This is a genomic window from Streptomyces sp. NPDC003720, assembly GCF_042875075.1.
Taxonomy (GTDB): Bacteria; Actinomycetota; Actinomycetes; order Streptomycetales; family Streptomycetaceae; genus Streptomyces.
The window spans coordinates 44,264-68,046 of record NZ_JBIANZ010000001.1; the positions used below are offsets into that span (position 1 = coordinate 44,264).

The 23,783-nt window shown below is 74.0% G+C and carries 24 protein-coding genes and 1 pseudogene; 11 read left to right on the forward strand and 14 right to left on the reverse strand.

Features of this window, described 5'->3' with window-relative positions; all coding sequences use genetic code 11:
- Positions 1-16: 16 nt before the first annotated feature.
- From ACFYU0_RS00225 to ACFYU0_RS00240, 4 genes and pseudogenes are all read left to right on the forward strand, one after another.
- The gene (locus ACFYU0_RS00225) at positions 17-778 is read left to right on the forward strand and encodes an SDR family oxidoreductase (protein ID WP_351668786.1); all 762 of its coding nucleotides are present in this window, start codon (positions 17-19) and stop codon (positions 776-778) included.
- 259 nt (positions 779-1,037) lie between these two features.
- Positions 1,038-2,240, forward strand: a pseudogene (locus ACFYU0_RS00230) (ABC transporter substrate-binding protein); the annotation flags it as partial.
- Positions 2,241-2,637: 397 nt separating this feature from the next.
- Positions 2,638-3,321, forward strand: a complete 684-nt coding sequence (gene ung, locus ACFYU0_RS00235; protein WP_351668782.1) for a uracil-DNA glycosylase — start codon at positions 2,638-2,640, stop codon at positions 3,319-3,321.
- Between the two features lie 118 nt (positions 3,322-3,439).
- The gene (locus ACFYU0_RS00240; RefSeq protein WP_351668780.1) at positions 3,440-3,958 is read left to right on the forward strand and encodes a hypothetical protein; all 519 of its coding nucleotides are present in this window, start codon (positions 3,440-3,442) and stop codon (positions 3,956-3,958) included.
- A 20-nt stretch (positions 3,959-3,978) separates the two neighbouring features.
- On the opposite strand, the gene ACFYU0_RS00245 is transcribed toward ACFYU0_RS00240, so the two are convergent.
- Together ACFYU0_RS00245 and ACFYU0_RS00250 are read right to left on the reverse strand one after the other, a co-directional pair.
- Entirely contained in the window at positions 3,979-4,443 is a 465-nt protein-coding gene (locus ACFYU0_RS00245) for a hypothetical protein (protein ID WP_389296705.1), read from the reverse strand.
- Between the two features lie 114 nt (positions 4,444-4,557).
- Positions 4,558-5,070 carry a DinB family protein gene (locus tag ACFYU0_RS00250; protein ID WP_351668776.1) on the reverse strand — a complete coding sequence of 171 codons (513 nt, stop codon included), beginning with the start codon at positions 5,068-5,070 and terminating at the stop codon, positions 4,558-4,560.
- Between the two features lie 132 nt (positions 5,071-5,202).
- On the opposite strand from ACFYU0_RS00250, the gene ACFYU0_RS00255 reads away from it, so the two are divergent.
- Positions 5,203-6,114: a Gfo/Idh/MocA family oxidoreductase gene (locus tag ACFYU0_RS00255; protein ID WP_351668774.1), complete on the forward strand. Its 912-nt coding sequence runs from the start codon at positions 5,203-5,205 to the stop codon at positions 6,112-6,114.
- Here ACFYU0_RS00255 and lnt read toward each other — a convergent pair.
- The 6 genes from lnt to ACFYU0_RS00285 all read right to left on the reverse strand — a co-directional run bounded on the left by lnt (position 6,032) and on the right by ACFYU0_RS00285 (position 11,049).
- Positions 6,032-7,606, reverse strand: coding sequence for an apolipoprotein N-acyltransferase (lnt, locus tag ACFYU0_RS00260; RefSeq protein ID WP_389296707.1), 1,575 nt, complete (start codon positions 7,604-7,606; stop codon positions 6,032-6,034). The genes ACFYU0_RS00255 and lnt overlap by 83 nt on opposite strands.
- Positions 7,607-7,688: 82 nt before the next feature.
- The gene (locus tag ACFYU0_RS00265; protein WP_351668770.1) at positions 7,689-8,171 is read right to left on the reverse strand and encodes a nuclear transport factor 2 family protein; all 483 of its coding nucleotides are present in this window, start codon (positions 8,169-8,171) and stop codon (positions 7,689-7,691) included.
- Between the two features lie 108 nt (positions 8,172-8,279).
- The gene (locus ACFYU0_RS00270; protein WP_389296708.1) at positions 8,280-9,266 is read right to left on the reverse strand and encodes a phosphotransferase; all 987 of its coding nucleotides are present in this window, start codon (positions 9,264-9,266) and stop codon (positions 8,280-8,282) included.
- A gap of 54 nt (positions 9,267-9,320) precedes the next feature.
- Positions 9,321-9,500: a hypothetical protein gene (locus ACFYU0_RS00275; RefSeq protein ID WP_351668765.1), complete on the reverse strand. Its 180-nt coding sequence runs from the start codon at positions 9,498-9,500 to the stop codon at positions 9,321-9,323.
- An 83-nt stretch (positions 9,501-9,583) separates the two neighbouring features.
- The gene (locus ACFYU0_RS00280) at positions 9,584-10,459 is read right to left on the reverse strand and encodes an undecaprenyl-diphosphate phosphatase (RefSeq protein ID WP_351668763.1); all 876 of its coding nucleotides are present in this window, start codon (positions 10,457-10,459) and stop codon (positions 9,584-9,586) included.
- A gap of 125 nt (positions 10,460-10,584) precedes the next feature.
- On the reverse strand, positions 10,585-11,049 hold the full coding sequence (locus ACFYU0_RS00285; protein WP_351668761.1) for a helix-turn-helix domain-containing protein: 465 nt from the start codon (positions 11,047-11,049) through the stop codon (positions 10,585-10,587).
- 118 nt (positions 11,050-11,167) lie between these two features.
- On the opposite strand from ACFYU0_RS00285, the gene ACFYU0_RS00290 reads away from it, so the two are divergent.
- Positions 11,168-12,337 (forward strand): thiolase family protein, encoded by a 1,170-nt coding sequence (locus tag ACFYU0_RS00290; protein WP_389296711.1) that lies wholly within the window; start codon positions 11,168-11,170, stop codon positions 12,335-12,337.
- A gap of 21 nt (positions 12,338-12,358) precedes the next feature.
- On the opposite strand, the gene ACFYU0_RS00295 is transcribed toward ACFYU0_RS00290, so the two are convergent.
- Positions 12,359-13,144, reverse strand: a complete 786-nt coding sequence (locus ACFYU0_RS00295) for a TVP38/TMEM64 family protein (RefSeq protein WP_389296713.1) — start codon at positions 13,142-13,144, stop codon at positions 12,359-12,361.
- A 162-nt stretch (positions 13,145-13,306) separates the two neighbouring features.
- Here ACFYU0_RS00295 and ACFYU0_RS00300 point away from each other — a divergent pair, with 162 nt between their 5' ends.
- The 3 genes from ACFYU0_RS00300 to ACFYU0_RS00310 all read left to right on the forward strand — a co-directional run bounded on the left by ACFYU0_RS00300 (position 13,307) and on the right by ACFYU0_RS00310 (position 16,504).
- Positions 13,307-14,029, forward strand: coding sequence for a DNA alkylation repair protein (locus tag ACFYU0_RS00300; protein WP_389296715.1), 723 nt, complete (start codon positions 13,307-13,309; stop codon positions 14,027-14,029).
- Between the two features lie 358 nt (positions 14,030-14,387).
- Entirely contained in the window at positions 14,388-15,560 is a 1,173-nt protein-coding gene (gene tuf / locus ACFYU0_RS00305) for an elongation factor Tu (RefSeq protein WP_351668750.1), read from the forward strand.
- Positions 15,561-15,658: 98 nt separating this feature from the next.
- Positions 15,659-16,504, forward strand: a complete 846-nt coding sequence (locus tag ACFYU0_RS00310) for a spermidine synthase (RefSeq protein WP_389296717.1) — start codon at positions 15,659-15,661, stop codon at positions 16,502-16,504.
- Here the strand turns inward: ACFYU0_RS00310 and ACFYU0_RS00315 are convergent.
- From ACFYU0_RS00315 to ACFYU0_RS00325, 3 genes are all read right to left on the reverse strand, one after another.
- Positions 16,466-17,764 carry an MFS transporter gene (locus ACFYU0_RS00315; protein WP_389296719.1) on the reverse strand — a complete coding sequence of 433 codons (1,299 nt, stop codon included), beginning with the start codon at positions 17,762-17,764 and terminating at the stop codon, positions 16,466-16,468. The two genes, ACFYU0_RS00310 and ACFYU0_RS00315, sit on opposite strands and share 39 nt — an antisense overlap.
- 111 nt (positions 17,765-17,875) lie before the next feature.
- Positions 17,876-18,883 carry a hypothetical protein gene (locus tag ACFYU0_RS00320; protein WP_389296721.1) on the reverse strand — a complete coding sequence of 336 codons (1,008 nt, stop codon included), beginning with the start codon at positions 18,881-18,883 and terminating at the stop codon, positions 17,876-17,878.
- A gap of 78 nt (positions 18,884-18,961) precedes the next feature.
- Positions 18,962-19,918, reverse strand: coding sequence for a hypothetical protein (locus ACFYU0_RS00325; protein ID WP_389296723.1), 957 nt, complete (start codon positions 19,916-19,918; stop codon positions 18,962-18,964).
- 85 nt (positions 19,919-20,003) lie between these two features.
- Here ACFYU0_RS00325 and ACFYU0_RS00330 point away from each other — a divergent pair, with 85 nt between their 5' ends.
- Positions 20,004-20,447: a DUF4442 domain-containing protein gene (locus tag ACFYU0_RS00330; RefSeq protein ID WP_351668867.1), complete on the forward strand. Its 444-nt coding sequence runs from the start codon at positions 20,004-20,006 to the stop codon at positions 20,445-20,447.
- Positions 20,448-20,547: 100 nt separating this feature from the next.
- On the opposite strand, the gene ACFYU0_RS00335 is transcribed toward ACFYU0_RS00330, so the two are convergent.
- A complete protein-coding gene (locus ACFYU0_RS00335) occupies positions 20,548-20,877 on the reverse strand; it encodes a hypothetical protein (RefSeq protein WP_389296725.1) in 330 nt (109 codons plus the stop codon).
- 494 nt (positions 20,878-21,371) lie between these two features.
- Between ACFYU0_RS00335 and ACFYU0_RS00340 the strand changes: the two genes are divergently transcribed.
- Entirely contained in the window at positions 21,372-22,751 is a 1,380-nt protein-coding gene (locus tag ACFYU0_RS00340) for a hydrolase (RefSeq protein WP_389296726.1), read from the forward strand.
- Here ACFYU0_RS00340 and ACFYU0_RS00345 read toward each other — a convergent pair.
- Positions 22,670-23,695: a YbhN family protein gene (locus tag ACFYU0_RS00345; protein WP_389296728.1), complete on the reverse strand. Its 1,026-nt coding sequence runs from the start codon at positions 23,693-23,695 to the stop codon at positions 22,670-22,672. The genes ACFYU0_RS00340 and ACFYU0_RS00345 overlap by 82 nt on opposite strands.
- Positions 23,696-23,783: the final 88 nt, after the last annotated feature.

Genomic DNA, 23,783 nt, shown 5'->3' on the forward strand with positions numbered 1-23,783 from the left:
CTGGGGAATCACGGACATGACTGAACTCCCGGAGCTCTCCGGCAAGGCGGCCATCGTCACCGGCGCCAGCCGCGGCATCGGTTACGGCGTCGCCGAGGCGCTCGTCGCCCGCGGCGACCGCGTGTGCATCACCGGACGCAACGAGGACGCCCTCAAGGAGGCCGTCGAACGGCTCGGCGCCGACCGGGTCATCGGCGTCGCCGGCAAGGCCCACGACCTCGGCCACCAGGCCGAGGCCGTCGAGCGGACCATGGAGGCCTTCGGCCGCGTCGACTTCCTGGTCAACAACGCCGGCACCAACCCCGTCTTCGGGCCCATCGCCGACCTCGACCTGGACGTCGCCCGCAAGGTGTTCGAGACCAATGTGATCTCGGCGCTCGGCTTCGCCCAGAAGACGTGGCACGCCTGGCAGAAGGACAACGGCGGCGCGATCGTCAACATCGCCTCCGTCGCGGGCCTCGCGCCCTCGCCGTTCATCGGCGCCTACGGCGTCAGCAAGGCCGCGATGATCAACCTGACCCAGCAGCTGGCGCACGAGTTCGCGCCCCGCGTGCGGGTCAACGCGATCGCCCCGGCCGTGGTGAAGACACAGTTCGCCCAGGCGCTCTACGAGGGCCGCGAGGCCGAGGCGGCGGCGTCCTACCCGCTCGGCCGGCTGGGTGTGCCGTCCGACATCGGCGGGGCCGCCGCGTTCCTCACCTCCGAGCAGTCCGACTGGGTCACCGGCCAGACGCTCGTCGTCGACGGCGGCATCTTCCTCAACGCCGGCGTGGGCTGACCGGTAGCCGTCCGGCTGTCTTTTTCGGGCGCCGTTTCCCAGCGGAACGGCGCCCGAAACGCCGCACAAAACGCGCACAGCGGATTGACAACGTAGTCATCGCGCAATCGATCAAGAACGCCTGGTTCAGGGGAGGTTCACGGGGCCGGACGCTGCGGTATGGTCTGCCGACCCTTGGTATGGCAGATCGAGGAGCGTGCGCGTGTTCAACCGGAACCGATTCCTGCGGAGAGTCGCGGCGATCGCGTCCATATCCCTGGTGGCCGGCTGCGGTCTGTTCTCGGACGGGGATCCCGACAGCAAGGGCCCGATCGTCGTCGGAACCACCAGCGCGCCCAGCACCCTGGACCCGGCCGGCGCCTGGGACGGCTCCTGGGAGCTCTACCGGAACATCTACCAGACGCTCCTCGCCTACCCGAACGGCGCCACGACGCCGCAGCCGGACGCCGCGCAGAGCTGCTCCTTCACCGACACCGCCAGCCGCACCTACCGCTGCAAGCTGCGCCCGGGCATGAAGTTCGCCGACGGCGACCCGCTGAACGCGGAGGCCGTCCAGCACTCCATCAACCGCATCCGCACCATCGACGCCCCCGGCGGCCCCGCCGGTCTGCTCGGCAGTCTGGACCGGGTGGAGGCGGTCGGCGACAACGAGGTGGTCTTCCACCTCAACCAGTCCGACGCCACCTTCCCGTTCGTCCTCGCCACCCCCGCCATGTCCGTCGTCGACCCCGACGACTACCCGGTGAACTCGCTGCGCAAGGACAACAAGGTCTTCGGCTCCGGGCCCTACACGCTGCAGTCCTACGAGGAGGGCAAGCAGGCCGTCCTGGTGCGCAACGACCGCTACCAGGGCTTCGCCGACCGGCAGAACAGCGCGGTGACCATCCGGTACTTCCAGGACTCGGCCACCATGGTGAAGGCGCTGCGCGACAAGCAGATCGACGTCACCTACCGCGGTCTCGCCGCCGACGACATCCTCACCCTGCAGCGGGCCGGCACCACCGACCTGCAACTGGTGGACGGCACGGGCACGGACATCAGCTACCTGGTGTTCAACCCCAAGGACTCGTGGGCCAAGCAGCCCGCCGTGCGCAAGGCCGTCGCCCAGGTCGTCGACCGGGGCGCGATCGCGCACAAGGTCTACAAGGACACCGTCGTCCCGCTGTACTCGATGGTCCCGGCCGGCCTGACCGGGCACGCCACCAGCTACTTCGACGACTTCGGCGACCCGAGCGTGTCCAAGGCCCGCAAGATCCTCACCGACGCGGGCATCACCCAGCGCGTCCCGCTCACCCTCTGGTACACCACCGACCGCTACGGCTCCGAGACGGCCGTGATGTTCCAGGAGCTCAAGCGGCAGCTCGACGCCTCCGGGCTGTTCAGCGTCACCCTCAAGAGCCGCCCCTGGAAGACCTATGTGGTCGGCTACCAGAAGGGCGAGTACCCGGTGTTCGGCCGCGGCTGGTTCCCGGACTTCCCCGACGCGGACAACTTCATCGCCCCGTTCGTCGGCGAGCACAACGCGCTGGGGACGCCCTACCCGTCCAAGCAGATCACCAACGTGCTGCTGCCCCGCTCGCGCGCCGAGAGCGACCGCGGCAAGGTGGTCAAGGACCTGGAGGCCGCCCAGCAGCTCTTGGTGAACGACGCCCGGCTGATCCCGCTGTGGCAGGGCCGGCAGTACGTCGCGGCCAGCGACGACATCTCGGGCGGCGAGCGCGCCCTCGACCCGTCGACGATCATGATGATGTGGGAGCTGCACCGCAAGACGAGCTGGTGACGGTCCTCCCGCCCCGGTTGTCAGTGGTCGCCTGTAGGTTCGGGAACCTGAAGTGACCGCACACCGTGAGGACGTTGACGTGACCGACATCGCCATGCTGCCCGAGTCCTGGCGCGGGGTTCTGGGCGACGAACTGCAGCAGCCCTACTTCAAGGAGCTGACCGAGTTCGTCGAGGAGGAGCGGGCGAGGGGTCCCGTCTACCCGCCGCGCGAAGAGGTCTTCGCCGCGCTGGCCGCGACGCCGTACGACAAGGTCAAGGTGCTGATCCTCGGCCAGGACCCGTACCACGGCGAGGGCCAGGGCCACGGTCTGTGCTTCTCGGTGCGCCCGGGCGTGAAGACCCCGCCCTCCTTGCGGAACATCTACAAGGAGATGAAGGAGGAGCTGGGCCTGCCCGTCCCGGACAACGGCTATCTGATGCCGTGGGCCGAACAGGGCGTGCTGCTGCTCAACGCGGTGCTCACGGTCCGCGCCGGGGAGGCGAACTCGCACAAGGGCAAGGGCTGGGAGCGGTTCACGGACGCCGTGATCCGCGCCGTGGCCTCCCGCCCCGACCCGGCGGTCTTCGTGCTGTGGGGCAACTACGCGCAGAAGAAGCTCCCGCTGATCGACGAGACCCGGCACGTGGTGGTGAAGGGCGCGCACCCCTCGCCGCTGTCCGCCAAGAAGTTCTTCGGCTCCCGCCCCTTCACCCAGATCAACGAGGCCGTGGCCGGCCAGGGGCACGAGGCCGTCGACTGGCGTATCCCCGACCTCGGCTGACCCGTTCGGCCGCGCGCGGTCCCGTGTCGCACGGGGCCGCCTGCCCCGGATCGCCGGCGCCTGCGGCTAGCGTCGGGGCAGACGGTGACCCGACAGCCGACGACGGCCGGAGGACTCGGTGGCGGAGCGACAGGAGCAGGCGGCGCCGGACGCCGTGCTGACGCGGATCGGGCAGGTCGTGATGCTGCATCACGGCGGCGACCGGGAGGAGGCGCGCCGCCGCCTCCTGCTGCTGTGGGCGGAGATCGGCGAGGAAGGGGCCCCGCTGCACCGCTGCACCCTGGCCCACTATCTGGCCGACACCCAGGACGACCCGGCCGACGAACTCGCCTGGGACCTGCGGGCCCTGTCCGCGGCCGAGGAGCTGACCGACGGCCGCGGCGCCGGCGACCCGGTCGGCGTCCGCGCCTTCCTGCCCTCGCTCCACCTCAACCTGGCCGCCGACTACGCCAGGCTGGGCCGCGCCGAGGCCGCCCGCAGCCATCTGGGCCGGGCCCGCCGCACCGCCGGCTCGCTGTCCGACGACGGCTACGGCGACGGGGTGCGGGCGGCGATCAGCCGCCTGGAGTCCCGGCTCGGGGACGAGGGCGCCCCGGGTGACTCCTGGGGACCGCCGCGGCAGCGGCCCACCGGCTGACCCGGACCGCGCCACCGGGATCAGTGACCGTAGGTCTGCTCGCAGATCTCCGACTCGGGGCTGCCGCCGCGCCAGCCGCCGTACTGCCTGCCGAGGGCGCACACGTCCGGGGCCTGCGGCACCGGCTGCACCACGCCCGGCAGGCCCCCGCCCTGGTGCCGAGGGCGGTCCTGGCGCGGCGGAACGGGCGCGGGCGGGGCGGCCGGGCGGCGGCCGACCGGGGGCGCCGCGGGCGTCCGCCGCGGGGAGGCCGGCTCGCCGTGCCGCGGCCGCCGGGTCGGGCCGGCCATCTCCAGCGCCTCCCGCACCGGCGCCTGCACCACCCGGGGCACGGCACTGCCGTCCGGACGGGGCCCGGTGCCCTGCGAGGACACGGTGTCCGGCGGGGGACCGGGGGCCGCCGGGCGCTGTACGGTGACACAGCCGGAGAGGGCCGAGACGGCCACGGTGACCAGAAGCGCTGCGGTCGTCGTCGTTCGATGCACCCGTGCAACTCTGCTGGTTCGGCCACCTGGTGCACACCGTGTGCGGGGGGTTGATGCCCCGCACGGGTGATCTCGTGCCCCGTACGGAGGGCCCGGGCGCCCCCAGGGTGACGCTCAGTCGCCGGTGGCGCCGTCGATCCGCTCGCGGATCAGATCGGCGTGGCCGTTGTGCCGCGCGTACTCCTCGATCATGTGGGTGTAGATCCAGCGCAGGCTGTGACGCTCGCCGGTGTGCCGGTGCCTGCCCCGGGACAGGTCGTCCAGGGCGAAGCCGGCCGCGTGGCGCCGGGCCGCCTCGATCTCGGCCCGCCAGGTGGCGTGGGCCGCGGCCCAGGTGTCCGCCTCGGTGAGCCGGAACTCGCCGTCCGGGTCCGCGTCGCTGAAGTGGATGGGCTTGGCGTCCTCGTCCGCGAGGACCCTGCGGAACCAGGACCGCTCCACCTCCGCCATGTGCCGCACCAGCCCCATCAGGGACAGCGTGGAGGGTGGCACGGAGGCCGTCCGCAACTGGGCGTCGGTCAGGCCCTCGCACTTCCACGCCAGGGTCTGCCGGTGGTAGTCGAGCCAGCCCTCCAGCATGGTGCGTTCGTCGGCGTCGGTCGCGGGTTCCCGGCGTTCATCGGTCATCCCCGCATCCTCGCCCAGCGCGGCCGTTCCCACCAGGGATTTCCGGCCTCCGAACACGCGGGCGCCGGGGCCGCCGGCCGCCCCCGTATGCTTCCGGCAGGGCATCCGAAGGCAACCGGTAGGGGAGAGCACGTGAAGGTCGGCTGCATCGGACTCGGGGACATCGCGCAGAAGGCGTACCTGCCGGTGCTGGGCACGCGTCCGGGCGTCGAACTGCACCTGCAGACCCGGACGGCCGCCACCCTCACCCGGGTCGCCGACTCGCTCCACCTGCCGGACGCCCAGCGGCACACCACCCTGGACTCGCTGCTCGCGGCCGGCCTGGACGCGGCCTTCGTGCACGCGCCGACCGCCGTCCACCCGGACATCGTGACCCGGCTCCTCGAAGCGGGCGTGCCCACCTACGTGGACAAGCCGCTCGCCTACGAACTCGCCGACTCCGAGCGTCTGGTGGAGCTCGCCGAACGGCGGAACGTCTCGCTCGCCGTCGGCTTCAACCGCCGTCACGCCCCCGCTTACGCGCAGTGCCTGGACCATCCGCGCGAGCTGATCCTCATGCAGAAGAACCGGATCGGGCTGCCCGAGGAACCGCGCTCGCTGATCCTCGACGACTTCATCCACGTCGTCGACACCCTGCGCTTCCTGGTGCCGGGCGTGGTGGACGACGTGACCGTGCGCGCCCGGGTCGAGGACGGCCTGCTCCACCACGTGGTGCTCCAGCTCGCGGGCGACGGCTTCACCGCGCTCGGCGTGATGAACCGGCTCAGCGGCTCGGCCGAGGAGATCCTCGAGGTCTCCGGACAGGACACCAAGCGCCAGGTGCTGAACCTGGCCGAGGTGACCGACCACAAGGGGCAGCCGACGGTGCGCCGGCGCGGCGACTGGGTGCCGGTGGCCCGGCAGCGCGGCATAGAGCAGGCGGTGCTGGCCTTCCTCGACGCGGTGGGCGCCCGGAAGGTGCTCAGCGCCCGGGACGCACTGGCGACCCATGAGCTGTGCGAGCGCGTGGTACGAGCGGTTCGGGACCGGTCCGCCGCAGCCTGAGCGCCCGTACGCCCTCGCCCACGCACAGGGCCGCCAGCACCAGCAGCGCGCCGTGCACCGGCCAGTCTCCGTAGCGGACGTACGGGGTGACGCCGTGGGCCAGCGGCACCTCGTACACCTGGGCGGTGCTCGCACCGGTGCCGAGCCACGGGCCGAGGCGCTGCCCGGCCGGGCCGTAGACGGCGGAGACGCCGGTCAGGGTCGAGTGCACCATCGGGCGGCCGGTCTCGGCGGCCCGCAGCGCGGCCAGCGAGGCGTGCTGCTCCGGGGCCCAGCTGCCCTGGAAGGAGGAGGTGGAGGACTGGCCGAGGAGCACGTCCGCGCCGTCCGCCGCCAGTCGCCGGCTCATGTCGGGGAACGCCGTCTCGAAGCACACCAGCGGGCCCACCCGCAGCCCGTGCCCGACGTTCATCACGACCTGCTCGGTGCCGCGCCGCCGGTCCTCACCGGCCGCCCTGCCCACCGAGGTGGCCCAGCCCAGCACGGAGCGGGCCGGGATGTACTCGCCGAACGGGATGAGCCGCATCTTGTCGTAGCGCTCACCGGTGGGGCCGTGCGCGCCGACGAGGACCGAGCTCTTGTATAAGCCGGGCCGGTCGGAGCGGCGGGCGTCCACGTTGACCAGCAGGTCCGCGCCGGTCTGCCGGGACAGCGCGGCGATCCGCCGGGCCAGGTCGGGCCGCTGGTCCAGGTCGAAGCCGACGCTGCTCTCGCCCCACACGACCAGGTCGACGCCCTGACCGGCAAGCTGCCGGGTCAGTCGTTCCTCGCGGTCGAAGCGCCGGTCGGCGCTGTCCGTCCCGCCGACGACGCCCGGCTGGACGACGGCGATCCGCACCCCGCCGTCGACGTCCGGGCGGGGCGCCCACGCCCAGGCGGCCGAGGTCGCCGCGGCCGTGGCGACCAGCGAGGCCACCGCGGGCAGCCGCGACGCGCGCACCGACACCAGCACCGCCACCGCCACGTTGACGGCCACCACCAGGAAGCTGAGCAGCCACACGCCGCCGACCGAGGCCAGCCGCAGCGCCGGCCCCACCTGCCACTGGCTGGAGCCGAGCATTCCCCAGGGGCCGCCGAGGCCCTGCCAGGAGCGGACCAGCTCCACCGCCAGCCACGCCGAGGGCAGTACCAGCAGCGCGGCCGCGCCCCGCCCCGGCGACGCGCGGCCGCCGAGGAACCGGCGGACCAGCAGGCCCCAGGGCGCCCAGAGTGCGCCCAGCAGCCCGGCTATCAGGAAGATGAACACGTGCAGGCTCGGCAGCAGCCAGTGGTGCACGGCCACCATGAAGCCGAAGCCGCCGCACCAGCCGTCGTACGCCGCGCGCCGCGCTGTCGGCGCGGAGCGGGCCAGCAGGATCCAGGGCACCAGGGCGACGTACGCGAACCACCACAGCGCCGGCGCCGGGAACGCGAACACGGGCAGGGTGCCCGCCAGAGCGGCGACGCCGGAGCGCCGCCAGGGGGAGGTGAGCCAGTGGTCGATCGTCCTCATAAGGAGTCTCCCTACCCCGCACTGGCTCCAGTGTGCGCGCCGGAAGCGATCTCCGACAGGGCACGCCGGCGCGCGCCCCGGCTCAGCCCGGAACGGCCGCCGGACCGGGCTCGGGCGTCCGGCGCCACTTCTCGTGCACGACGACCCGGCTGAGCCGCCAGCCGTCCGGGGTGCGCAGCAGCGCGAACTCGTACCGTCCGCCGCACACCAGGTCGGGGCCGCCGGAGCCGCCGTCGCCGGCGAGGCGCATCGGGTTGACGTAGTCGGCCCGCACCCGGGCGGTGTCCCCGGTGTCGTGCTCGTGGATCCCGAACCGCAGCCGCCGGTTGACGATCAGGTGCTGGCGCACCCCGAACGACTCCAGGCTGCCGGCGAGCCACCCGGCCACCCGGCCGGCCTCGCCCTCGATGCCGCCGGCGGAGCGGTAGTCGGCCCGCCCGTCCGCCGTGAACAGCCCCCGGTAGGCGTTCCAGTCCCCGTCGTCCACCGCCACCGCGTACTCGGTGACCGTCTCGTCCACGGCCAGCCGGTCCATCACGGTCGCGAGCTCCACACGCTGCGTCATCGGCACAGTGTTGGCCATGGACGGCCGGGTGCCAAGTGCACGGGTGAGATCGGTGGTGCGCACATACGGCCGAGGCGCACCGGGCAGCGGCCCATGCGTCCGGCGCGGTCAGGGCAGGAGAGCCAGGGCCGCCTCGAGGTTGTGCTCGGCGATCCCCGCCATGGCGGCCCGGTCGGGGAAGTCGCCGTCGAGCAGCCGCAGCGGGCCGGCGACCAGGGAGAGGCGCATGGCGAGGGCGTAGAGGTCCATCCGGCGGGGGTCCAGACCGGGGCGGTCCAGCGCCCGGTAGCGCTCGCCGAAGCGGAGCCGGAGGAAGACGTGCTCCCACTCGACGTCGAAGTGCATGACGCCCTCGACGTCGATCAGCACCGCGCGGCCGTGGGCGTCGACCAGGACGTGGTCGGGGCCCAGCTCCCCGTGGACCAGCCCGTATTCGGCGCGCGGGGCCACCAGCGCCGCCAGGTGGTGGAGCCGGTCGCGCAGCCGGTCCGCCACCGCGGCGATCCGGCCGTCCCGGCCCGAGGCCTCCGCGAGGTCGGCCAGGGCGCGGTCGAGGACCAGCCGCTCGCAGGAGGCCCCGCTCGCGGTGCCGCCCTCCCGCAGCAGGTCCACCCGGCCGTACCGCGGGGCGTGGTGCCCGTGCATGGCGTCCGTCGCCGCGGCCAGGTCGTCCAGGGCGGCCGCCGCGCGGGCGGGGCCCGTCTCGAAGAGCGCTTCGAGGGTGTCCTCGCCGACGTCCTCGACCACGGCCACGTCCGCCGCGTACCGGCGCCGGCCGCCGTCCGCCAGCAGCACCCGCGGAACGCGTACGCCGAGGTCGTCCAGAGTGTCCCGGGCGGCCAGGAACGGGGCCAGACCCGAGGCCGGTGCGAGCGGGTCGCGCGCGTCGGCGCCGGGCTGTCCGGGCCAGAAGTTCTCCGATCCGGCCCAGTTGTAGACGATGACCCGCGTCACGGGGGCGCCGTCGACCCGGACCCGGTACACCCCCTTCTTGCTGCCGCCGCGCAACCGCTCCACCGCGACCACGCGGCAGCCCCGGCCCAGGGCCTCACGCACCAGGCCCGGCAGGTCCTCGGTCTCCGGCAGTCCTCGCATCCGCCGAACATACCCGGCCGCCGCCGGCACCCGGCCCGGTTCCGGACTCCCGCCTCAGGCGGCCTCGATGACGCGGCCGCGGACGGCCTGGGCCCACTCGACCACCAACAGCTCGTACTCCGCGCGTTCCTGGGGCGACAGGGTGCCGCCGGCGCGCAGCCAGAGCGCCCGGATCCGCTCGTTCAGCTCGGCGGCGGAGCGCACGGAACCACGGGACGTGACATCGGGGGACATGCGGGCCAGCCTAGGGGCAAACACTGACGCTGCGCTACCGAACGGCTACTCAGGTGGCCGAGGTTGGCCGGTGCCCGACGGGCTCAGCTCGCGGACTCGGCCGCGTGCGGGCTCAGTACCCCGGCCGTCACCAGCGCGATGATGACGACGCCGAGGGCGATCCGGTACCAGACGAACGGCATGAAGCTCTTGCTGGAAATCCACTTCATGAACCAGGCGATCACCGCGTACCCGGACGCGAAGGCGATCACCGTCGCGAACAGCGTGGGCCCCCAGGCGACTTCACCGCCGCCCACCGAGTCCTTCACCTCGAAGACGCCGGACGCCAGCACCGCCGGGATGGCCAGCAGGAAGGAGTAACGGGCCGCGGCCTCGCGCCGGTAGCCCATGAACAGGCCGCCGCTGATGGTGGCGCCGGAGCGGGAGACGCCGGGGATGAGGGCGCAGGCCTGGCAGAGGCCGAAGATCAGGCCGTCCTTGACGCCGAGGTTCTCCAGGGTCTTGCGCTGCTTGGGCGCCCGGTGCCGGCCGCCCTGCTCGTCACGGGCCGCCAGCCGGTCGGCTATGCCTATGACCACGCCGACGACGATGAGCATCGTCGCGGTGATCCGCAGGTCGCGGAACGGCCCCTCGATCTGGTCCTTCAGGGTCACGCCGAGCAGCCCGATCGGGATCGACCCGACGATCACCAGCCAGCCCATCTGGGCGTCGTGGTCGTGCCGCATCGCCTTGTCGCCCAGCGACCGGAACCAGGCGGAGACGATGCGGCCGATGTCCTTGCGGAAGTAGATCAGCACCGCCGCCTCCGTGCCGATCTGGGTGATCGCCGTGAAGGCCGCCCCCGGGTCCTCCCAGCCCGCGAAGGCCGCGGTCAGCCGCAGATGCGCGCTGGAGGAAACGGGGAGGAACTCGGTCAGTCCCTGGACGAGTCCGAGGACGAGGGATTCAAACCAAGACATGGAGGTGAGGCGTCCAAGCGCTGAGGGGGATACGTGCTGATCATGTGACGAGGGCAGCGTAGCGGGCCCCGGTGACGGGCAGGGCACAGGGGTTGCGGCGGCCGGCGCGGGCTCCGGCCCGGGGTTCACACCGGTCCGGCGACCGTCCAGCCGGGGGACTGCGGACGGGCGGTCAGGTCCTCGTGCCGGACCGGGTCGCCGCAGGCCCGGCACGTCACCTGGGGGACCAGTTCGCTGCCGCAGCGGTGCTCCACGACCATGGGCAGGTCCACGCCGCCGCGCAGATGGCGGTCGCCCCACTCCTTGAGGGTCATCAGGACCGGCTCCAGCTCCAGCCCCGCCTGCGTCGGCCGGTACTCGAAGCGCTGCGGGCGCTCGCTGTAGACGCGCTTGGCGAGGATCCCCGCGTCCACGAGCCGGCGCAGCCGGGCGGCCAGGATGTCGCGCGGCGCGCCGATGTTGCGCACCAGCTGGTCGAAGCGGCCGTTGCCCAGGCACACCTCGCGCAGGACGAGCAGCGAGTACTTCTCGCCGACGAGTGCGAGGGCGTCGGCGATGGAGCAGGGGCGCGGGTCCTTGGTGGCGGCCATGCGGCCCAGTCTAAGTGAGGGTTTGATTTTCCAACGCACAGGGCTATGGTGAGTTGGAAATTCCTACTCACCAGTAGTCGAGCGTGTGAACGCTCAGGCATCGCGGGAGGCCCGCACCATGCGCGACGCAGTCATCGTCGAAGCCGTACGCACCCCCATCGGCAGGGGCAGGCCGAACGGCTCCCTCGCCCACGTCCACCCGGTCCAGCTCCTCGCCCACACCCTGCGCACCCTGGTCGAGCGCTCCGGCGTCGACCCGGCCCTGATCGACGACGTCATCGGCGGCGCCGTCGACCAGGTCGGCGAGCAGGCCATGAACACCACGCGGTACGCCGCCCTCGCGGCCGGCCTGCCCGAGACGGTCCCGGCGACCACGGTGGACCGCCAGTGCGGCTCCTCCCAGCAGGCCGTGCACTTCGCCGCGCAGGGTGTCCTCGCGGGCGCCTACGACCTCGTCGTCGCCTGCGGTGTGGAGTCCATGAGCCGGGTGCCGATGTGGTCCAACGTGCCGGCCGGCAAGGACCCGTTCGGCCCGGGAGTCGCCGAGCGCTATCCGGAAGGCCTGGTCCCGCAGGGCATCAGCGCCGAACTCATCGCCGCCAAGTGGTCCCTCACGCGCGCCCAGATGGACGAGTTCGCGGTCTCCTCGCACCGGAAGGCCGCCGCCGCGTGGCAGGCCGGCCTGTTCGACGCCGAGGTGGCGCCCCTGGACGGCGTCGCCCGCGACGAGTGCGTACGGCCCGGCAGCACCCCGGAGATCCTCGCCGGCCTCAAGCCCGCCTACTACGACGAGGGCTTCGCCGAGCGCTTCCCGCAGATCGAGTGGAACGTCACCGCGGGCAATGCGAGCCCCGTCAACGACGGCGCCTCGGCCGTGCTGATCACCTCCGGCGAGACGGCCGCACGCCTCGGCCTGCGCCCGCTCGCCCGGCTGCACAGCTTCGCCGTCACCGGCTCCGACCCGCTGCTGATGCTCACCGGAGTCGTCCCGGCCACCGAGAAGGTGCTGCGCCGCGCGGGGCTCGGTCTGGACGACATCGACCTCTTCGAGGTCAACGAGGCGTTCTCCAGCGTGGTCCTGGCCTGGCAGCAGGAGACGGGCGCCGATCTCGCCAGGGTCAACGTGCACGGCGGCGCGATCGCCCTCGGCCACCCGCTCGGCGCGAGCGGCACCCGGCTCACCACCACGCTGGTCCACGCCATGCGCGAGCGAGGCGCCCGCTACGCCCTGCAGACCATGTGCGAGGCGGGCGGACTCGCCAACGCCATGATCCTCGAAGGCGTCTGACGGACCGGCGTCCGCAGCGGCTCAGCCGGCGCGCAACTGGTGACGCTTGCGCCAGGCCACCACCGTGCCCACCAGCGCCGGTATGGCGATGCAGGCCATCGCGATCAGGAAGGCCGGGGAGGTCGGCGCCGAGGCACGGGCGCCGGCCACCGCGTAGGCGGCGGTGTTCGGGATCGAACCGAGCGCCGTCGCCAGCAGGAAGGGCAGCCAGCCCATGCGGGACACGGCGGCGCAGTAGTTCGCCGCCCAGAACGGCACGCCCGGGAAGAGCCGGGCCGCCATCATGGACCGGAAGCCGTGCCGGCTGAGCTGTCCGTCGGCGGCCTTCAGCCAGCGGCCCCGCAGCAGCGGGCGCAGCGCCTCCTGCCCGAGCATCCGGCCGAGCCCGAAGGCCAGCCCGGCGCCGAGCACCGTGCCCGCCAGCGCCGTCCCCACGCCCAGTCCGGAGCCGAACAGCGCGCCCGCCGCCAGGTTCAGCAGCGGACGCGGCACGAACGCCACCGTGCACAGCCCGTACGCCGCCGCGAACACCACGGCCGCCGCGGCCCCGCCGAGCTGCGGCGGCCAGCCGTGCGTCAGCAGCCGCTGCGGCTCGAAGGCCAGCACCCCCGCCGCGGCGCCCGCGAGCAGCACGAGCAGCAGGGACAGACGGGCGTACGGCGACAGCGCCGCGCGAGTGCAGCGGACGGCGAACCCCGCGCGGGACAGGGACGGTCCGGCTGCGACCGCGGGGGCGGCGAGCTCCGTTGCGGCGGCCGGGGGAGAGACCGTGGCGGTGCCCCCAGAGCGGTTGGTGGCATCGAGCATCCGGCGACACTAACCGACGAACACATGTGATCGCCGTATGGTCCGTCTCACCGGCGGCGGGACCGCCGGGCGCCGCGCCCCGTCCGCGCGCGTCCGCCCGCGCCCCGCCGACCGTCTTCACCGCCCCGCCCCTGCCGCTTCGGCCGCCGTATCGTTCGGTGCATGACCGCCGCCGCGCCCGCCCCGCCGCACGTGCCGTCCAGCGCCCTGGCCGACGCCGTGCTGGAGCGGCTCACCGCCGCCTACGCCGCCTCGGCCGACCCCGGACGGGCGGCGGTGATGCGGGCGTACATGAAGGACGTGGCGCCCTTCCTCGGCATCCCCACCCCGGCCCGCCGCGCGCTGTCCCGCACCGTCCTGGCCGGCGCCCCCCGCCCCGAGGAGGCCGACTGCGCCGCGGTCGCCCTGCGCTGCTGGGCGCTGCCCGAGCGCGAGTACCACTACTTCGCGGTGGACTACCTGCGCCGGCACGCGGCCCGCTGCTCCTCCGCGTTCCTGCCCGTGGCCCGGCACCTGGTCACCACCGTCCCGTGGTGGGACACCGTCGACGCGCTCGCCGCGCACCTGGTAGGCGCCCTGGTCGCGGCCGACCCGGCGCTCACCGCCGACATGGACGCCTGGATCGCCGACGCCGACCTCTGGGTGGCGCGCACGGCCCTGCTGCACCAGCTCCGGTACAAGGAGCGCACCGACGCGGGCCGGCTCTTCGCCTACTGCCTGCTGCAGTCCGGGCACCCCGACTTCTTCGTCCGCAAGGCCATCGGCTGGGCGCTGCGCGAGTACGCCAAGACCGACCCCGGGGCGGTCCGCGACTTCCTGGCGCGGGAGCGGGGCCGCTTCGCCCCGCTGACGGTCCGTGAGGCGCTGAAGAACATCGGGCCCTGAGGCAGCCACCGGGCGCCGCGGCCGTCGCACCCTGAATCAGCCACCGGGCGCCGAGGAGCGCCGGCTCCGGAGGGGGCGGGACCCGGCCGCGCCGTGGCGCCGCGCACGGCGCGGAAAACCGTTGGACGCCGGACGGGCCCTCGGCGATGATCGTCGACATGTCCCGGTACGCCTTCCTCCTCGCAGCATCCGCAGTCGCGGATGCGCCGAAGGCTGCCGTCCCCTTCCTCGCGGCCGCTGCCGACGGCGCCCGAAGCTGACCCTCTCCGGATCGACCGGCGGACCCCGCAGGGGGAGGGTCGGCGAGCTCCTCGGGGTCCCGAACTCCCTTACGGCTGAGAGGCTTCGAGGTACCGCCATGTCCAAAACGGCATACGTGCGCACCAAGCCGCACCTGAACATCGGCACGATGGGCCACGTCGACCACGGCAAGACCACCCTGACCGCCGCCATCACCAAGGTCCTGGCCGAGCGTGGCACCGGGACGTTCGTCCCCTTCGACCGCATCGACCGCGCCCCGGAGGAGGCCGCCCGCGGCATCACCATCAACATCGCGCACGTCGAGTACGAGACCGACACCCGGCACTACGCCCACGTCGACATGCCGGGCCACGCCGACTACGTCAAGAACATGGTCACCGGCGCCGCGCAGCTCGACGGGGCGATCCTCGTCGTCTCCGCGCTCGACGGGATCATGCCGCAGACCGCCGAACACGTGCTGCTGGCCCGGCAGGTGGGCGTCGACCACATCGTCGTCGCCCTCAACAAGGCGGACGCCGGCGACGAGGAGCTCACCGACCTGGTCGAGCTGGAGGTCCGCGAGCTGCTCAGCGCGCAGGGGTACCCGGGTGACTCGGTACCCGTCGTACGGGTCTCCGGACTGCGGGCGCTGGAGGGCGACCCGCGCTGGACGGCGTCCGTCGAGGCGCTGCTCGACGCGGTGGACACCTATGTGCCGATGCCCGAGCGCTATCTCGACGCGCCGTTCCTGCTGCCGGTGGAGAACGTGCTCACCATCACCGGCCGGGGCACGGTCGTCACGGGAGCCGTGGAGCGCGGGACGGTCCGCCTGGGGGACCGGGTGGCGGTGCTCGGCGCGGACGTGGAGAGCGTGGTCACCGGCCTGGAGACGTTCGGCAAGCCGATGCAGGAGGCGCAGGCCGGGGACAACGTGGCGCTGCTGCTGCGCGGGGTGCCCCGGGACGCGGTGCGGCGGGGGCACGTCGTGGCGGCGCCGGGCAGCGTGGCGCCGGCGCGCACCTTCGTGGCGCGGGTGTACGTGCTGTCGGCCCGGGAGGGCGGCCGTACGACCGCGCTGTCGACGGGGTACCGGCCGCAGTTCTACATCCGCACCGCGGACGTGGTCGGGGACGTCGACCTCGGGGAGACGGCGGTCGCCCGGCCCGGCGAGACGGTCGAGATGACCGTGGAGCTGGGGCGGGAGGTGCCGCTCGAGCCCGGGCTCGGGTTCGCCGTCCGTGAGGGCGGCCGGACGGTGGGCGCCGGGACGGTCCTCTCCGTCGGACCGTAGGAGCCGGGGGCGCGGGGCCCGCGGGCCGGTCACACCGGTCGCGCGGGGCCCCGCCGCCCCGGGCGTCGGGGGCGCCGCGTACCGGTGACAATGGTGGCGTGAGTGAAGCCATACCCGTGACCCGGGCCGTCGATCACGGCACCGCCAAGCTGATGCCCGACGTCGACCGGGAGCGGGCCTGGCTGCTGACCGTCGACGGGGCGCCGCAGTCGTACGTCGACCTCGACGAGCCCGGTCACCTGGAGTTCGAGTACGCGCGGCGGCTCGGGTTCGCCCTCGACCTGGTGGACGGGCCCGGGCGGCCCCTGGACGTGGTGCACCTCGGCGGTGGCGCGCTCACGCTGCCGCGCTACCTGGCCGCCACCCGGCCCGGCTCCCGGCAGCAGGTCGTCGAGGCCGACCGGGCGCTGCTGGAGCTGGTCGTCGAGCGGTTGCCGCTGCCCGCGGGTTCGGGGGTCACGCTGCACGCCGCCGACGCACGGGCCTGGCTCGGGGCCGCGCCGGACGACTCGGCCGACGTGATCGTCGCCGACGTGTTCGGCGGCTCCCGGGTCCCGGCCCACCTCACCTCGCTCGGCTACGCGCGCGAGGCGGAGCGGGTGCTGCGGTCCGGCGGGGTCTATCTGGCCAATCTGGCCGACGGGGCGCCGTTCGGCTTCCTGCGGTCCCAACTGGCCACCTTCGCGGCTGTGTACGAGCACCTGGTGATGATCGCCGAGCCGGGCGTGCTGCGCGGGCGGCGGTTCGGCAACGCGGTCCTCGTGGCCTCGCACCGGCCCGTCGACACGGCCGGCCTGGCCCGGCGGGCAGCCGCCGACGCGTTCCCCGCCCGCGTCGAACACGGCGCGGCGCTGCGGGACTTCACCGGAGCCGCGCGGCCGGTCCAGGACGCCGAGGCCGTCGCCTCACCCGAGCCCCCCGACGGGGCTTTCGGCATCGGCTGAGGGCAGCAGCGGCCTGGTCGTCCGCGTGGTGCGCCGGGTCAGCGTGCGCACGTCGGGGACCAGCAGGACCAGCGCCGTGACCACGACCACCAGGCCCGAGCAGCCCCACAGCGAGGCCGTGCGGCCGAAGGCCGACTCCGCCGGGCCGGCCAGCGCGGTGGCCAGCGGCATCAGGGACACCGAGCCGAACCAGTCGTACGCCGAGACCCGGGACAGCTTGTCCTCGGGGATCTCCTGGTGCAGCGCGGTCATCCAGGAGACGCCGAACACCTCCACCGTCGCGCCGGCGACGAACATGACCGCGTACAGGACGCCCACCGGCACCGGAACGGCCAGCGCGGCCGAGGGCAGGGCCAGCGGGAACACGCACAGCGTGCCGGCCAGCAGCAGGCGGCGCGGTCGCCAGCGGGTCATCAGCAGGGCGCCGCCCACCGTGCCGGCGCCGAACGCGGCCAGCGCCAGACCCCAGGGGCCCGCACCGCCCAGGCTGTCGCGGGCGACCAGCGGGCCGTAGACGGCGTCGGCGGCGGCGACGACCGCGTTGGCGATCGAGAACTGCACGACGATGCCCCAGAGCCAGGGGCGCCCGATGAACTCCCGCCAGCCCTCCCGGAGATCGGCCAGCATGCCCCCGCCCGGCGCGCGCGGCGGGATGTGTCCGACGTCGAGGAAGGCGCGCAGCGCTCCGGCGAGGGCGAAGGCCGCCGCGTCGACGGCGAGGACCCAGCCGGGGCCGACGGCCGCGACCAGGGCGCCGCCGAGGGCCGCGCCGCCCAGCGCCGCACCCTGGGTGGCCATGCGGAACAGGGCGAAGGCGCGCCCGGCCTGCTCGCCCTCCACGGAGGACAGCAGCATGCCCTCGGCCGCCGGGCCGAAGAACGCCTGCCCGGTGCCGCCCAGCGCGGTGAGCAGCATCATCTGCCACAGCCGGGGCTCACCGGTCAGCACCAGCACGGCGAAGGCCGCCTGGGAAAGGCAGTTGAGCGCGTTGGCGGCGACCATCACGCGGTGCCGGGGCAGCCGGTCCGCGATCGCGCCGCCGATGAGCAGGAACACCACCAGCGGCAGGGTCCGGGACGCGGCCACCAGACCGACGTCGCCCCCGTCCCCGCCGGCGTCCAGCACCGCGAACGCGGCCGCGATGAGCGACCCGTTCGCGCCAAGGCCGGTCACGATGGCCGCTGAGGTGAGCAGCGAGTAGTTGCGGCCCGCCCAGGCGGGTCTGCGGGGGCGGGTGGAGTCGCCGGCGGTGGAGTTCACCGGGTGACTATCGCCGCTCGCCACCCGGCTTGCCAAACCGTTTCCCCGCGCCCGCGCCCGACCTGTCGAGCGAATGCCCCGCCCCGCGCCGAAGGCGGCCCGGGGTGCGGCTCAGTTCCCCGTCGGGTCGCCGTGCAGCCGCACCGTGCTGAGGATCTTCATGATCGTCTTGGTGTCGACCTCGCCGCTCACGCCCTTGGCGCCGTAGAAGTCGAACGAGACGATGTCGCCGGCCGAGTTCCGGAAGGCGAACGACAGCGCCTTGCCGTCGCTCGCGCACTTGCCCTTCTGCGGGGTGTTGCTGGAGCGGGCCCACGCGTAGGCGCCCTCGACGCCCGACGCGGTCTTGTACGCCGTGGCCTTCTTGTCGAAGGTGATGGTCTTCTTGTCCGGCTGGGTGTAGCCGCCGTAGACGTACCAGGGCACCCGGGTGGTCGCCGCCTGGGCCGGGCTCTTCGCGCCGCTCTCGCCGCGGGTGCCGGCGACCGCGAGCGCGGAGTCCTCGGTCTTGCCGTCCTTGTCGCTGTCGACCGTGCACCACTTCGACTTGTACGAGGCCGGGGCGGACACGGAGGTGATCAGCTTGTCGCCGTCGGCGTGGTCCTCCATGAAGAAGGAGACGTCCGTGGACTGGAGCTCCCACTCCGCGGGGACGTCGAACGCCGTGCCGAACTTTGGGTTGACGACGGCCTTCCACCCCGCGACCGTGGGCTTCTCGGTGGCGTCGCCGCGCGGGTTGTCCTCCGGCGCGGACGAGGACGCCGACGGTTCGGGGGTCGGCGACTGGCTGGTTTTCCGCCCGCCCTTGCCGGCCTCGTCGTCCTTCGAGCCCCCGAGGACCAGGTAGCCGGTCACGCCGGCCGCGACGACGACGGCGGCGGCCGCGACGATCGCGATCAGTTTGGTCCGGCCTCCGCCACCGCCCTTGGGGGGCTGCGACTGCGGGCCTCCGGCGGGTCCGGGCTGCCCCCACTGCGGCTGCTGCCCGTAGGGGTTCGCCTGCGGGTACTGCTGGTAGCCGGGCTGCTGGTACGGATTCGGCTGCTGGTAACCCGGCTGCTGATACGGGTTGTTCTGCGGGTTCTGCGCGCCCCCGGGCGGCTGCTCTCCTGGCCACATGGCCAGCAACCCTAGTGGGCCCGGGGAAACGATTCGGTCACCGGCCCTCGTCAGGGACGTACCGAAACCGCGGCGCCCCTACTCCTCGTAGAGCCGGACCGTCGCCATGATCTTGCGCACGGTCGCGTCCGGGACCTCCTCCGAGACGCCGGCGGCGCCGACGAAGGACCATGCGAGGAACGCGCCGTCCTTGTCCTTGAAGGCGAACGTGGTCGCCTTGCCGTCGTAGTCGCACTTGCCGTGCTTCGGCACGCCGGACGAGCGCGAGGTGGCGACGCTGCCCGTGACGCCGGACGCGGTGGTGTACGAGGTGACCGGTCCGGTCTTCACGGTCTTGCGGTCCGGCTGGGTGTACCAGCCGTACACCCAGTTCGAGGACTCCTCGCGGGCCATCTTCGCGGTGTCCGTGGCGTTCTTGTCGCCGCGCGTCCCGACGTTGGCCAGGGGGTCGTAGTCGGTCCGTCCGTCCTTGTCGTCGTCCGAACCGCACCACTTCTCCTTGAGCACGGCGGGGGCCTTCATGCCGGCCAGCACCTTCTCGTCGGGATCGGAGTCGTCGGTGACGTAGGTGACCCAGGTCTTGGCCCGCACCTGCCACTCTGAAGGAACGTCGAAGGCGACGCCCGTGTCCGGGTTCACCACGGTCTTCCAGCCGGCGACGGTCGGCTTCTCGGCGCTGCCGCCCGAGCGCGGGTCGGCCTCCCCGGACGGCGAGGCCGAGGCGGAGGCCGCGGGAGAGGCGGAGGACGCCGTCGGGCCGGGACGGGCCTCGTCGTCCTTCTTGCCGTCGAGCAGCAGGTAGCCGGTCACGCCGGCCGCGACGACGACGGCGGCGGCCGCGACGATCGCGATCAGTTTGGTCCGGCCTCCGCCAGCGCCCTTGGGGGGCTGCGGCTGCGGCGCTCCGGCGGGTCCGGGCTGCCCCCACTGCGGCTGCTGCCCGTAGGGGTTCGCCTGCGGATACTGCTGGTATCCCGGCTGGTGGTACGGGTTCTGCTGCTGGCCGCTACCTGGCGGCTGTTCCCCTGGCCACATGGGCCGCAACGATACAGCGGTGATCACCACGGCTCTGGCCAGGTCTGCTACTCGCGAGTAACATGCCCCCATGAGCGCAGACCAGATGTCGATCGGCGAGATGCTCGCCGCCACCGTGCCGATGGCCCGGACGCTGAACCTGGAGTTCCAGGAGACCTCTCCGGAGCGAGCCGTGGTGTCCCTGCCGGACCAGGGCGAGTACCACAATCACGTGGGCGGGCCGCACGCCGGCGCCATGTTCACGCTGGGGGAGTCGGCCAGCGGTGCCATCGTGCTGGCCGCGTTCGGCGACCAGCTCTCGCGCGCCGTGCCGCTCGCCGTCCGGGCCGAGATCGCCTACAAGAAGCTGGCGATGGGCGCCGTCACGGCGACCGCGACCCTGGGCCGCCCGGCCGGAGAGGTCGTGGCCGAACTGGACGCGGGCAAGCGGCCCGAGTTCCCGGTGACGGTCGAGATCCGGCGCGCGGACGGGGCCGTGACCGGCGAGATGCAGGTCGTGTGGACCCTGCGCCCGAACCGCCAGGACTGAGCCGGGATTCAGGGGACTCGGGAGGGCCTCCGGGTGGCGGCTGTTACGGCCGCGACGGCGACGGCCCGGGCGGTTACGGCCGCCCTCCTCCCGCGTCGCCTCAGGCGGCCCGGCGCCGCTCCCGGCCGCCCGTCCGGGCGGTGCCGGGGTCCGCGCCGGCCTCCAGCTCCGCCACCAACTTCCGCAGCCAGGAGCGGAACTCGGGACCGAGGTCGGGGCGGGCGCAGGCCAGGCGGACCACCGAGCGCAGATGGTCGGCCTTGTCGCCGGCGCCGCAGCGCGGACCCTCGGAGACGGCTCCGCGCACCGTGCCGGCTTCGGCCGGCTCCCGCAGGGCGCCGGTGGTGAGCCGGAGCTCGCCGTCCCGGCCGGGTCCGGTGTGCTCCAGGACGCCGAAGACGGCCGGGCCGAGGACGTGGCGGCCGACCACCGCCTACCGGCTCGGCGCCTCCTCGCGCGACGGCTTCTGCATCAGGCCGGTGACGCGCACGACACCGTCCTCGCCCGCCTCCTCGACCGCCGCGCAGCCGGAGAACCGGAGTGACTGCTGAGCCGGCTGCGGTTGATCGCCGCCGGGCCGCCGGTCCGCTGTGAAGTCGGGAAGCCGAGAAGCGGGATTCGGGGGCGTCACCGGGCCGCCAGTATGCGGAAGTTGAGCGCCGTTGCGCCCCAGGCTTCGCCCATGTCTGTGGATACCGCCGGTAACTATTCTTCATTTCCGCCGTGTTGCCGCGGAGCCCATTCGAACGCCTTGTTTCCTGTGATGCGATTGTGCCAAGGTGAGCCCTCCCGTGAGGGCGGAAGGCCGGTTCCGGATGTGCGGCCGGGCCCTCCCACCACGCACCGACGCGGTGCCGCTTTCCGCTTTCCGACAGGACGCCAATCCGTAGGCCGCCGTCCCGCGGCTGGAAAGGAATGGGTTCCGTGCCGTCCCCCCACCCCCCACACCCGCCCCTCCCGTCCCGCTCCGGCACCCCGTCCGGGGAGTCCGACCACACCCTCGCCGTCCGGCTGGGCGGCCCACCGGCCGGCCGTCACGACGCCGTCGCCCTGCTGCTGGAGCGGCACTGGCCGGCCGCCTTCGACTACGCCGTCGTCTGCCTGGCGGGCGCGGGCCCGTCGGCTCGGCTGGTGACCTCCGCCGCCTTCCAGCAGGTCCTCGGCCGGCCGGTGAGCGCGGCGGCCGGCGGCGCCCTGCGCCCGCGACTGCTGACGGCGGTCCGGGACACCGTCCGCGACTGGGCCGCCGACGAGGCGGCGTGCCTGGTCCTGCCGGAACTGCGCAAGCCCGCCGGCGGCCGCGGTCTGCGCGCGGCGGTGCTCCGCGCGTCCGGCGGACGGCGACTCGCCGAACGCGCTTTCCATGCCCTTCCCGTGGCTTCCCAATGCCTTCTGTGGCATACCGAGGTCGAGGCGGAATCCATAAACATACCCGCTGGTCTGCTGGGTGTGGACACGGCCGCCGCCGAGGTCGCCCTGCGGCGGGCGCGGGCGGAATTCCGGGCGGCTTTCCTGCGCTCGCACCGCGAACTCGCGCCCTCCGTGGAATGCCTTTTCCGTCTCTCTCCGCCGGACAATCGCGGGGGCGGGAGCGGTGCCCCGGTCCCGGACGAGCGACGGCATCTCGCCGCCTGCTCCCACTGCCGGCACGCCGCCGAGCAGCTCGGCCGGGTCGAGGCCGACGCCGGCGCCCTGATCGCCGAGAGCGTGCTCGGCTGGGGCGCCCGGCGCTACCTCGACTCCCGTCCCGGGCGGGCCGCCCGTGTGGAGCCCGGGGCGCCGGCGCGGCACGCGGCGGCGACCACGGGCCGGCCCGGCACCGTGCCGGACGGCGGACGCCGCACCACCCTCGCGGCCGTCGTCGGCCTCGCCTCGCTGGGGCTGCTCGCCACGGGCCTCATGGCCATGGACCGGCCCGGCGACAACGGTGTCCCGCATCCAGCGGTCACGCTGGGCGCCCCCGCCGGCCGCCCGGCGGACCCGGCCGCCCCCGGGGCCCGGCCCCGCCCCGCGCTCCCGAAGGCGCCACCGGGCGCCGCCCCGGCCGATGGCCGGCGCACCGCCCCGGCGGGCGGGCAGGGGGTCCGGATCGCCTACGGCAGACTGGGCGACCTCTCCAGCGGGTCGTGCCCCGAAGGGCGCTGGGCCACCGGAGTCCGGGCGGGCGCCGGCGTCGGGGAACCGTCCGGGACCGCCCTGCTGGCGACGTGCCGGTGCCAGGTTCACAGCGCCTTCGCGCGGATCAGCGCCGACAGCGTCAGGGCGCCCGGCAGGAGCGGCAGCCAGTCGTTCAGCACCCGGTGACCGATCACGGCCGCCGCGGCCACCGCCGGCACGGCGCCGAACGACACCAGCGTCCAGACCACGGCCGCGTCCACGGCCAGACCCCCCGGCGCCGGCACGGCCCCCACGGCGGTGCCCGCCGCGAGATGGGCGAGCGCCACCTGCTCCCAGGGCAGCCCCAGGCCCAGCGAGGTCGCGACGCAGACCAGCGTGCCCGCCTGGGCCAGCGGCATCGCCGCCGACCCGCCCCACAGGGCGAGCACCCGGCAGGGCCGGGCGTGCACCGCCCGCACATCGGCGAGGGCGGTGCGCACCAGGCCCGTCACCGGCCGGCGCACCGGCCGCACGACCGTCAGCAGCACCCCGGCGACGGCGAGCGCGCCGCCGGCGGCCGCGGCGGCGGGCACCGGCACCGGCCCGTCCGGTACCAGCTCGCCGAGCCGGCGGCGGGCCGGGCAGGCCGCCAGGAAGGCCAGCAGCACCAGCGTCCTCGCCACGGACCGGGCCAGTGAGTACAGGCCGATCGACGCGGTCGCCCGGTCCAGCGGCACGCCCCGGGCGCGTAGGAAGCGCAGGGTGACGGCATGCGCGCCGAGGCCGCCGGGCAGCACGTGGTTCGCCGCGCCGGCGGCGAACTGCGAGGCCAGCAGGAGCCCCGGCGGCAACCGGTCCGGCAGCGCGCCCTGCCGTACGCAGGCGGCCGCCACCCAGGTGAGACAGGTGAGACCGGCCCCGGCCAGCAGCCAGCCGGGGTCGGCCGCGGCCAGCCGGGCGGCGCCCTCGGCCGCCACCGGCCGGTTGGCCAGCGCCCAGTACCCGGCGAGCAGCACGGGGGACAGGCACAGGGCGAGCCGGGCGGCCGGCCGGGAGGCGCGCCGCCCCGGCGGGCGCGGCGGCGGACAGGTGGGCGGGGAGAGCGGCGGGAGCGGGGACGGTGAGGACACGGGGACGACGTCCTTCCGCATCGGGCCCGGCGGGGAGCGGCACGGGGCCAGGGGGGAGGCGGACCGGCGGAACCTGGGGGAGCCTTTCCCTCCCGCGTGACACCGGGGT

Coding starts and splice junctions, on each gene's coding strand:
- ACFYU0_RS00300 (WP_389296715.1), top strand. CDS start 13,307: ATGACCGCCGCCGCGCCCGCCCCGCCGCACGTGCCGTCCAGCGCCCTG.
- ACFYU0_RS00290 (WP_389296711.1), top strand. CDS start 11,168: ATGCGCGACGCAGTCATCGTCGAAGCCGTACGCACCCCCATCGGCAGG.
- ACFYU0_RS00265 (WP_351668770.1), bottom strand. CDS start 8,171: ATGACGCAGCGTGTGGAGCTCGCGACCGTGATGGACCGGCTGGCCGTG.
- ACFYU0_RS00345 (WP_389296728.1), bottom strand. CDS start 23,695: ATGCGGAAGGACGTCGTCCCCGTGTCCTCACCGTCCCCGCTCCCGCCG.
- ACFYU0_RS00280 (WP_351668763.1), bottom strand. CDS start 10,459: ATGTCTTGGTTTGAATCCCTCGTCCTCGGACTCGTCCAGGGACTGACC.
- ACFYU0_RS00325 (WP_389296723.1), bottom strand. CDS start 19,918: ATGTGGCCAGGGGAACAGCCGCCAGGTAGCGGCCAGCAGCAGAACCCG.
- ACFYU0_RS00320 (WP_389296721.1), bottom strand. CDS start 18,883: ATGTGGCCAGGAGAGCAGCCGCCCGGGGGCGCGCAGAACCCGCAGAAC.
- ACFYU0_RS00275 (WP_351668765.1), bottom strand. CDS start 9,500: ATGTCCCCCGATGTCACGTCCCGTGGTTCCGTGCGCTCCGCCGCCGAG.
- ACFYU0_RS00270 (WP_389296708.1), bottom strand. CDS start 9,266: ATGCGAGGACTGCCGGAGACCGAGGACCTGCCGGGCCTGGTGCGTGAG.
- ACFYU0_RS00295 (WP_389296713.1), bottom strand. CDS start 13,144: ATGCTCGATGCCACCAACCGCTCTGGGGGCACCGCCACGGTCTCTCCC.
- ACFYU0_RS00225 (WP_351668786.1), top strand. CDS start 17: ATGACTGAACTCCCGGAGCTCTCCGGCAAGGCGGCCATCGTCACCGGC.
- ACFYU0_RS00285 (WP_351668761.1), bottom strand. CDS start 11,049: ATGGCCGCCACCAAGGACCCGCGCCCCTGCTCCATCGCCGACGCCCTC.
- ACFYU0_RS00250 (WP_351668776.1), bottom strand. CDS start 5,070: ATGACCGATGAACGCCGGGAACCCGCGACCGACGCCGACGAACGCACC.
- tuf (WP_351668750.1), top strand. CDS start 14,388: ATGTCCAAAACGGCATACGTGCGCACCAAGCCGCACCTGAACATCGGC.
- lnt (WP_389296707.1), bottom strand. CDS start 7,606: ATGAGGACGATCGACCACTGGCTCACCTCCCCCTGGCGGCGCTCCGGC.
- ACFYU0_RS00330 (WP_351668867.1), top strand. CDS start 20,004: ATGTCGATCGGCGAGATGCTCGCCGCCACCGTGCCGATGGCCCGGACG.